Source organism: Mesorhizobium sp. M7A.F.Ca.CA.003.01.2.1 (genome assembly GCF_003998945.1).
GTDB lineage: Bacteria > Pseudomonadota > Alphaproteobacteria > Rhizobiales > Rhizobiaceae > Mesorhizobium > Mesorhizobium ciceri.
Window position 1 is genome coordinate 1 of record NZ_RZRA01000093.1, and the last position, 9,140, is coordinate 9,140.

The 9,140-nt window shown below is 62.3% G+C and carries 10 protein-coding genes; 1 reads left to right on the forward strand and 9 read right to left on the reverse strand.

Annotated elements, in window-relative coordinates; all coding sequences use genetic code 11:
* From EN969_RS06400 to EN969_RS06415, 4 genes are all read right to left on the reverse strand, one after another.
* Positions 1-942, reverse strand: a 942-nt coding sequence (locus EN969_RS06400) for an FAD-binding oxidoreductase (protein ID WP_206525135.1), incomplete at its 3' end; no start/stop codon positions are given.
* 147 nt (positions 943-1,089) lie between these two features.
* Positions 1,090-1,812 (reverse strand): amino acid ABC transporter permease, encoded by a 723-nt coding sequence (locus tag EN969_RS06405; protein ID WP_063168752.1) that lies wholly within the window; start codon positions 1,810-1,812, stop codon positions 1,090-1,092.
* A 21-nt stretch (positions 1,813-1,833) separates the two neighbouring features.
* Complete coding sequence (locus EN969_RS06410) at positions 1,834-2,631, reverse strand: transporter substrate-binding domain-containing protein (RefSeq protein ID WP_063168753.1); 798 nt, start codon at positions 2,629-2,631, stop codon at positions 1,834-1,836.
* A 207-nt stretch (positions 2,632-2,838) separates the two neighbouring features.
* Positions 2,839-3,852, reverse strand: a complete 1,014-nt coding sequence (locus EN969_RS06415) for an arginase family protein (protein WP_063170311.1) — start codon at positions 3,850-3,852, stop codon at positions 2,839-2,841.
* 193 nt (positions 3,853-4,045) lie between these two features.
* On the opposite strand from EN969_RS06415, the gene EN969_RS06420 reads away from it, so the two are divergent.
* Positions 4,046-4,615, forward strand: coding sequence for a cupin domain-containing protein (locus tag EN969_RS06420; RefSeq protein ID WP_063168754.1), 570 nt, complete (start codon positions 4,046-4,048; stop codon positions 4,613-4,615).
* 66 nt (positions 4,616-4,681) lie between these two features.
* Here EN969_RS06420 and EN969_RS06425 read toward each other — a convergent pair whose 3' ends face one another.
* The 5 genes from EN969_RS06425 to EN969_RS06445 all read right to left on the reverse strand — a co-directional run bounded on the left by EN969_RS06425 (position 4,682) and on the right by EN969_RS06445 (position 9,028).
* Complete coding sequence (locus EN969_RS06425; protein WP_164745900.1) at positions 4,682-5,128, reverse strand: acyl-CoA thioesterase; 447 nt, start codon at positions 5,126-5,128, stop codon at positions 4,682-4,684.
* Positions 5,125-6,060 (reverse strand): 3-keto-5-aminohexanoate cleavage protein, encoded by a 936-nt coding sequence (locus EN969_RS06430; RefSeq protein ID WP_063168755.1) that lies wholly within the window; start codon positions 6,058-6,060, stop codon positions 5,125-5,127. Before EN969_RS06430 ends, EN969_RS06425 begins: the two co-directional genes overlap by 4 nt.
* Positions 6,061-6,091: 31 nt before the next feature.
* Entirely contained in the window at positions 6,092-7,186 is a 1,095-nt protein-coding gene (locus EN969_RS06435; RefSeq protein WP_127419030.1) for an ABC transporter ATP-binding protein, read from the reverse strand.
* Positions 7,176-7,784, reverse strand: a complete 609-nt coding sequence (locus tag EN969_RS06440) for a cupin domain-containing protein (protein ID WP_063167638.1) — start codon at positions 7,782-7,784, stop codon at positions 7,176-7,178. Before EN969_RS06440 ends, EN969_RS06435 begins: the two co-directional genes overlap by 11 nt.
* Positions 7,785-7,957: 173 nt before the next feature.
* On the reverse strand, positions 7,958-9,028 hold the full coding sequence (locus EN969_RS06445; RefSeq protein WP_024502621.1) for an ABC transporter substrate-binding protein: 1,071 nt from the start codon (positions 9,026-9,028) through the stop codon (positions 7,958-7,960).
* Positions 9,029-9,140 lie beyond the last annotated feature (112 nt).

Genomic DNA, 9,140 nt, shown 5'->3' on the forward strand with positions numbered 1-9,140 from the left:
GAACAGTTTGATGCCGACATCCGCCAGCAGCGGCACCCGCCTGGTTGCCATTTCGAGGATCGGTTCGAAATGCTCGAAGTCCTCGGGCAGGCTGTCGAAGCAGAAATCGGGCGAGATGCCGTTATGGCCCCACGGCTTGGCCACCGGCTCGAAGCAGCCGAGCAGCAGCTTACCGGCGTCTTCCTTGTAGTAGGAGCACTCGTCGCCCAGGAAAAGCACCGGCAAATTGGCGGGCAGGCCGGGGATGGTCTCGGTGACGATGTAGAAATGCTCGGCGGCGTGCAGCGGCAGCGTCACGCCGATCTGTGCCGCGAGATCGCGCGACCACATGCCACCGCATATCACCACCTTGTCGGCGCGGATCTCGCCCTTGTCGGTGACCACGCCGCAAACGCGGCCGTTCTCGACCAGGATTTTCGTGACCGGCGTGTTTTCGAGAATGCAGGCGCCACCGGTGCGCGCGCCCTTGACATAGGCCATGGTGACGTCGGTGGGGTTGACCTGTCCATCATTGGGGAACCAGAAGCCGCCGACGATGCCGTCGATGTTGACCGGGCTCCAGCGTTCCTTGATCTCGCCGGGCGTGACCATGTCGACCGGCAGGCCGAAATTGCGCCCCATCCAGGCGCCGCGTGCCAGCTCCTCGAAGCGCGCCTCGGTGTTGGCGACACGCAGCGAGCCGCGCTGCATGAAGCCGGTGGCCTGTCCGGTTTCGGCTTCGAGGCGGCCGAACAGCTCGCCGGTGTATTTCGCCAGCTCCGTCATCTGTCGCGTCGCCCGCAACTGCGTCACCAGGCCGGCGGCATGCCATGTCGTGCCGCATGTCAGCTGCTTGCGCTCGCACAGTACGACGTCGGTGATGCCAAGCTTGGTGAGGTGATAGGCGACCGAACATCCGGCAATGCCGCCGCCGACGATGACGACATCAGCCTGTTCCGGCATCTGTTCTGAACTAGCCCCTGACATTACGCGTCCCCCTGAATTGCTGCGCGGCTCAGGCATCTGGCGCCCTTTCGGAGCAGCGTCATGCCGTCGCGTCGATGGATGTCAATGGCGTGCCGCACGCTGCGGCCCACCGTTTTGTGCCCGTCATGCGTGATGGGGCACTTTGTCGGTATCGTTTCCGGCCGCGTGGGGCTTGGCCCAGGCGAAGCGCCGTTCGATCCGCTTCTGCAGGATCATCAGTACATAGACCATCGCCAGGTAGTAGAGGGAGGTGACGGCGTAGAACTCGGCATAGCGGAACGTTGAGGCGACGCTTTGCTGGGTGACCGCCATCAGTTCCGTCAATGAGATCACCGAGGCCAGCGACGTGGTCTTGAGCAGCGTGATGAACTCGTTGACGGTCGGCGGCAGGGCGATGCGCAGCGCCTGCGGCACGACGATCAGGAAGAACACTTGCGGCTTGCGCAGGCCAAGTGCGGCGCCGGCCTGAAACTGCCCTTCTTCGACGGCGCTGAGCGCCGCCCTGTTGATCTCGACCTGATAGGCGGCCTCGTTCAGCGTCAGCGCCAGGAGGGCCGCGATGAAGGGCGAAAACCAGGTCTCGCGGAAGATCGGCCATATTTGCGGCAGGCCGTTCCAGACGAACAGCAGCAGCAGAAGCGCCGGCAGTGCGCGGAAAACAGCGATATAGGCCGTCGCTCCCCAGCGCAGCACCTTGTTTTGCCCGTTGAGCGCCAAGGCAAGCGGCAGCGACAGGAGGATCGCCGCCGCATGCGCGAGTATTGTCAGGGCGAGCGCTACCAGCGCCGCCCTGAAGAACGTCCCGGAAAAAAGTGTCGACCAGAACAAGCCAAAGTCAAAGCTCACGGAACCCTGCCGATCGCGCCGTTACTGACCGATGCCACTGATGGTCGACATCGGAAGCTTCCACGTCTCGGCGATGGTCTTCATGGTGCCGTTCGCGGCAAGCTCCTTGACAGTAGCGGCGACCGCCGCCGCGTCAGCCTCATCCTTGCGGAAATAGGCCGCGTACTGATCCTGCGCGCCGGCCGAGTAGACGATCTTCAACTCACCGGGCTGCTGCAAGTCGCGGTAGGCGAATTCGGTGTCCTGGCTGATCGTCGCGACCGCGCGACCCAGCACCACCTGTTGCATCGCATCGGTCTGCTTGGGATAGGTCTGCATGGTGATCTTGTCGCGGCCGGCCTTGGCCAGGTCCTCGTTCACCTTGTCCAGCAGGCCTATATAGGAAGTGCCGGACTGGACGGAGATGGTCTTGCCGGAGAAATCCTCATAGCTCTTGTAGGCGGACGCATCGTCGGCCTTGCCGATCATGACGACGCCGGTCTTCAGATAAGGCACGCCGCTCAGCTTCTCCAGCCGTTCGGGTTTCAGCAAAGCGCCGCTGATGACGATGTCGCAGCGCTTCGATTCCAGGCCGGGAAGCAGGCCGCTGAAGTCCATCGTCGTGATACTGGCGTCGACCTTCCAGTGCGCGGCCAGCGCCTTGATGACGTCGATGTCGACGCCAACGGGAGCCTCGCCCGCCGTCTTGATGAATTCCATCGGCGGGAAAGTGGGATCGACGCAGGCTTGCAGTTTACCGTCGGCGGCGAAGCTCGGCGGCTGTGCTGCCGCCGGCGTGGCGGCCGCGAGGGCGATGAGTAGAAGGATCTTGCGGTTCATGGTTCACCTCTAGTTTGGGCTCTTGGCGGCCTCAAGGAACGCTTGCCGAAAGTTCGTCAATAGTCAACATAATTCATTTAAGAGAACAGGAGACAGCGAAAGAATGGCGCCACCGCATCGGCAACCGGCATCGAAAGTCCGGAGCCGCGAGCCGCGACGCCATCACCGATGGCGTCGGCGCGCTCCTGTAGCGGCCAAGGCCACGCGTCAGTGCGTCTCGGCATTCTTTGCGGCGATCAGGCAGATCAGTTCGTACATCATCACCATGGCGACCTGCGCCGTGATCTGGTTGGGGCTGTCCTTGGTCGGCATCAGGCAGACGACGTCCCCACCGATGATGTTGAGCCCCTTCAATCCTTGCAGAAGGCGCGTCGCCTCGCGGATGGTCAGGCCGCCGAAGCCCGGCTCGAGGTTCGAAACCCCGGGAGCGACGGAGGGGTCGAGGCTGTCGAGATCGAAGGTGATGTAGGCGGGGCGATCGCCAACCCGCTCGCGGATCATCTCCACCATGCGCTCTATGCCCAAGCGTTCGAACTCGTCCATCGTAACAACCCGATAGCCCAGAGCGCGACTCGAGCCGCCAACGCCGCCGGTGTGGATATCCGCCGCCGGATGACCGCGCATGCCGATCTGGATGCTGCGTTCCGGGTCGACCGCACCTTCCTTTGCCGTATAGGCCGCCCAGTGCGCCGCCGAACGCTTCGCGCCAAGCCAGTGGGGCATGTTGTCGTAGGAATCGGTGTGCGCGTCGAAATGGATCAGCGAGCAGGGCTGGCCTCCCGACAGGCGCCGGCCCGGTCCGGCGATGGCCTTGATGATAGGCCCGGTGATCGAGTGATCGCCGCCGATGGAAACCGGGTTTGTGCCGGCGGCGTCGAGCCGGGCGTAGAAGGCTTCGATGTCGCGGACACAGGCCTCGTTGTTCATGGCCTCGGGCAGGGGAACGTCGCCAAGATCGCTGATCTTGGCGGCATCCCATGGCGAAAAGCCGTGCACCCCGTGCGAGCGGCGATAGTAGCCCGACACGTTGCGGACCGCGCGCGGGCCAAGATGTTGGTCGCGCTCCGTCGAGCCGTTTCCGGAGCTGTGCGGCACGCCGACCAGGCCGATATCCACATCGGCCGGAGTCTCCGCTACCGGGCAGCGGAAAAACGTCGCGATGCCCCACCAGTACCAACTCTGCGAACTGCGCCTGGCTTCGGCAATATCGTCTTGGCTCATCATCGCTCCTTCATCCGTATGCTGGCGGGGAAGGCTCGCCTCATGGCACCGCCGCCTCCTCGAAATTCATCTGGATGCTGGTGGGGAATTCTGTATAAGTCAACAAAGTTGTTCTATACAGAACACATAAAATTCCGGCTTGTACGGCGGACCGAGCTGACGGTATGGGATTGAACATGCTGAGAGCGCAATCATGACGAGTGGCACCCAGAGGCCGTCCACGGCCCGCATCGGTGATGCCCTGCGCAATCGACGGCGCGAACTGGACCTTACCCTCCAGGCCGTGGCGGATGGCGTTGAAGTCAGCAAGGGTTTTCTCAGCGAAGTCGAACGCGACAAGGCCTCGCCCTCGGTGGCAACGCTCGTTCGCCTGTGCGACATTCTTGGAATTACGATCGGCAGCCTGTTCCAGCATGACAACACGGCTGTCGTCCGCGTTGACGCGCGCACTCCGGCGGTGCTCGGCGGCACCGACCTTTTAGACTTCCTGCTCAGCCCGAAATCCGCGGTTCGGACGCAGGCGATCCTGTCGATCATGGCGCCGGGCGGCACCGGCGGCGACAAGCTCTACAGCTGGCGTTCGGAAGAGGAATTCGTGTTCGTCGTCGAGGGCAGCGTGACCGTGTTGCTCGAAGGCGAGGAGTTCGTCCTGCTCGAAGGCGACGCCATGACTTTCGACCCAAGACGCCTCCACACCTTCCGCAACAGTTCCGCCACCAAGCAGGCGCAAGCGCTTTTCATCCTGTCGCCGCCGTCCGTCTAGAGGCGCAGTCATCTTAAGCCAGCGTAGTCCGATGACGTCGGCTTTCGGGAAACGGCGAAGCTGGTCTTAACGACCGACTTGAGGCGCAAAGCTGCCGGCTTCACCCCTCGGGAGTTTCGCGCTCGCCTGCCGGGCCTCGCCTTCGATCTCGATCTTGCTCCGCGCTTGAAGATCGAAGCGCACCGTTACGGTGCGCATGCGCGCATGCAGGACTCCGTCCAGCGTACCGCGCATTTCATGCAGATAAGTCAGCGACGATTTCCCAAGCTTTTCTATAACGCTGCGAACGGTGACCAGAGTTCCCACCGCGGTTTCATGCACGTAGTCGATCTCCATCCTCACATCCGCCCAGCCGAGGGTCGGCGTCAAACGAGGATCGGCAATCCTGCCCAGCAACTGGAAACTGGCGTCATCGAACATCGCCACATAATGACGAACGTTGAGATGGCCCATCGCGTCGCACATCCAAGGATGCACGACGCCGACATAGGTTTCGATGCCGGGGGGCGTCAAAACCCGACCTCATGTGCGCCCTTGAGATCCAGCAGTTGACGGGCTTCGTCGGGCGTCGCGATTTCGAGCGACAACTCGTTGAGAATGCGCTTTATCTTGGCCACCTGTTCGGCATTGCTCTTGGCGAGCGTGCCCTTGCCGACATAGAGGCTGTCTTCCAAACCGACCCGTACATTGCCGCCCATGATCGCGCCCATCGTGCAGAGATTTATCTGGTGCTTGCCCGCGGCAAGGATCGACCAGAGATAGTCGTCTCCGAACAGCCGATCAGCCGTCCTGCGCATGTGCATCATGTCTTCTGGGTCGGCGCCGATACCGCCCAGCAGCCCGAAGATCGTCTGGACGAAAAGCGGCGGCTTCAGCAGCTTGCGGTCGAGAAAGTGCGCAAGCGTGTAGAGGTGACTGACATCGTAGCACTCGAACTCGAACTTCGTGCCATAAGCCTGGCCGACCTCGACGATGATCCGCTCGATCTGCTCGAACGTGTTGGAGACGATGCCCTTCTTTGTGTCTTCCAGATAGCCCTTCTCCCAGTCGTACTTCCAGTCGGTGTATTTCGGCGCGATGTGGTGCAAGGCGAAATTCATAGATCCCATATTGAGCGAGCAGAGTTCCGGCTTCGAAGCGTGCGCCGCTTCAAGGCGCTCTTCGAGGGTCATCTTCAGCCCGCCGCCGGTGGAAATGTTCATCACGGCGTCGGTCTGCTGCTTGATGCGCGGCAGGAAATCCATAAACAGCCTGGGATCAGGGGTAGGCTTGCCGGTCTCCGGATCGCGGGCATGCAGATGGATCACCGACGCCCCGGCTTCGGCTGCTCCGACAGCGGCGTCGACGATCTCGGACGGCGTTATCGGCAGATACGGGCTCATCGTCGGCGTGTGGATCGAGCCGGTGACCGCACAGGTGATGACGACTTTCGGCGATTTCTTCATGGTTGAACTCTCCCTTGTCTGCCTTTTGTTGTTATCTATCGAGAGCGAGGCAATCCTCACGACCACAGCCCAATCGAACCGCCTCGCCCGCATTGAGTTCGGACCGAGACGACGATGCGGCAAGTTTGACAATGAATTTCAGGCCGCCCGCCGTGACAGCGACGAGCCGGATGTGATCGCCGACATAGACGGACTGAACGACGGTTGCCGCGATCACGTTGAGGGCGGTGGAGCCTTCGTGCAATAAGGACATGCGCTCGGGCCTGATCGACAGCGTCACCCTGGCGCCCGTAGGGGGCGTCGCGCCAGGGGAAATGGCGTTCAACACCAGATCGCCATCGTCGAGATGGACGGCCACGCCACCATTTTCACCGCCGGCAAGCACGGTGCCGGACATGCGGTTGTTCTCGCCGATGAAGCTCGCCACAAACTTCGTGGCAGGCCGGTCATAAAGTGTGGCCGGCGGTGCGATCTGCTCGATGCGGCCCTTGTTCATGACGACGATGCGGTCGGAAATCGACAGCGCTTCGGTCTGGTCGTGGGTGACCATGACGAAGGTGGTGCCAAGCCGCGACTGCAGCCGCTTCAGCTCAACCTGCATCTGTTCGCGCAGATGCGCATCGAGCGCCGACAACGGCTCGTCGAGCAGCAGCACGCGCGGCTCGCAGACGATGGCACGCGCGAGCGCGACGCGTTGGCGCTGGCCGCCAGACAGTTCGGAGACACGGGCGCCAAGCTTGTCGGCGAGACCGACCATGTCGAGCGCTTCGCCGGTGCGCTTAGCCTGTTCGGCTCCAGACAGTTTGCGCAGCGACAGACCGAAGCCGACATTTTCTGCAACATTCATGTGCGGGAACAGCGCGTAGTCCTGGAACACGGTATTGACCGGCCGGTCGAACGGGCGAAGTGCCGTGATATCGCGGCCGTCTAGCAGCACCTTGCCGCTCGACGGGCTTTCGAAACCGGCGATGACGCGCAGACTGGTGGTCTTGCCGCAACCCGACGGCCCGAGCAGCGTGATGAACTCGCCGCTGATAATGTCGAGATCGACGGCGTCGAGCCCGACGATGCCGCCAGGAAAAATCTTCGAGACCGCCTGCAGCCGGACGAGTGGATCAGGCGCCATCGCGAACCTCGGACGGCTTCGTGGTGTTGACCCAGAGAATCTGGCACCGCTCGGCGCCCGGATTGCGGAAGGCATGCAAAAGCGTGCTCTTGAAGGCAAAGCTGTCGCCGGCCTTCAGCACGTACTTTGTCGAATCCACCACCAGTTCGACCTCACCAGCCAGCACGAAGCCGAATTCATGGCCGGCATGCGCATAGGCCTCGGCCGTGCCGCCGCCGGCTTCCACCGTCACCAGCATGCCGGTCAGCGTCGCGCCCGGGGGTGACAGCAGCGCCTTGGCAATGCCTTCCGATTTCACCGGGATTTGCCGCCGCTTGTCGGCACGCACGCAATAGAGGTCGTTCGCCGTATCGCTGCCGTCGGCGATCAGCGCCGACGGCTCGATGTCGAGGGCGGCGGCGAGCGGCCAGATCACCTTGACGCGCAGCGAGGACATGCCGCGCTCGATCTGGCTCAATGCACCGATCGACACGCCGGCCTTTGCCGCAAGATCGGCCAGCGACAGCTTGCGCTCCAGCCGCAGCGCCCGCACCCGCCTGCCGACCCGCACATCGGCATCGTCCTTCGGCTTTTCAGCCGTTTCGTCCAGCATGTCCATGCGTTAGTCCTCGTTTGCTTTCCCTTCTCCCCTTGTGGGAGAAGGTGGATCGGCGCGCAGCGCCGAGACGGTTGAGGGGTGTTCCAGCGGAGTGAGACGCTGGTGTTCCCTGGAGCACCCCTCATCCGTCGCCTTCGGCGACACCTTCTCCCACAAGGGGAGAAGGGGGAGCTTTATCCCCCCGCCTTCACCTTCTCAAACATCTTGGCGAGGTCGTCATTCTGTTTCATCGGTCCGGTGAAGATGGTGGTCTTCAGCATCACCTCCGGGTCGGACGGCAGCTGCAATTTCTCCAGCTCCTCCTTCGGCACCGCCGCGAAGGCCGAACTGGTCGAGCTGCCATAGCCGTAGGCCTCGATCAGGTATTTGCCGGAATCCGTCTCCAGCCGGCTGTTGATGAAATCATAGGCGAGGTCGACATTCTTGGCGTCCTTGAGCATCACGAAGCCGCAGGCCCAGGTCAGCATGCCCTCCTTGGGCTTCATGAACTCGACCGGCACGCCCTGCTTCTTGAGCGAGGTGGCCGACGCGTTCCAGGTCATGGCGGCGACCAATTGGCCGCTGGCCAGCGCCTGTTCGACGGAGGTCATGTCGGTGGTGTAGTTGGAGAGCAGCGGGCGCTGCTCGCGCAGCTTCTCGGCCACCTTGTCCATTTGCTCCGGCGTCATGTCGAACGGATTGACGCCGGCGAGCAGCGCCGCCACGACAGGCGTGTCATGCACCGCGTCGATCGTCGCCATGCGACCGGCATACTGCTTGTCCCACAAAAGGTTCCAGCTCGCTTCCGGGTTCTTCACCAGATCGGTGCGGTAGAGGATCGAGGTGTTGCCCCAGTCCCACGGCACCATCCAGACCTTGCCGTCGCCAGCCTGCAGGTCTGGCAGGTTCTTGAACACCGGGAAGATCGAGTCCCAGTTCTTGATGCGCTTGGTGTCGATCGGCTGCAGCAGGCCTTCCTTGTTCCAGCGCGCCACCTTGTCATAGCAGGGATGCGCAATGTCGGGTCGGAAGCCGGCCTTGACCTTGGTGAAGGCGTCATCGTCGTCACCGAAGATCGAGGCCTCGACGCCATCGGGATGCGCGGCAAGGAAGCTCTTGTTGAAGTCGGGCAGTTCATAGCCCGACCAGGTGAAATATTGCAGTTTGTCGCCGGCGAAAGCGACGGTCGACGACAGCGCCAGCGCGAACGCCGTCAATCCAGCGCAAACAGTCTTTGCAGAGATCGATTTCAGGTCGAATGCCATTGCAGTTCTCCTCTCTTGGTTTGTTTTGGTTGTGATGGATCCGCAGGCTTTGGCGCCGTGGCGGACAAGCCGCGATGGCGCAGGATTTCAGCTGCTGCAGCGATGACGAAGG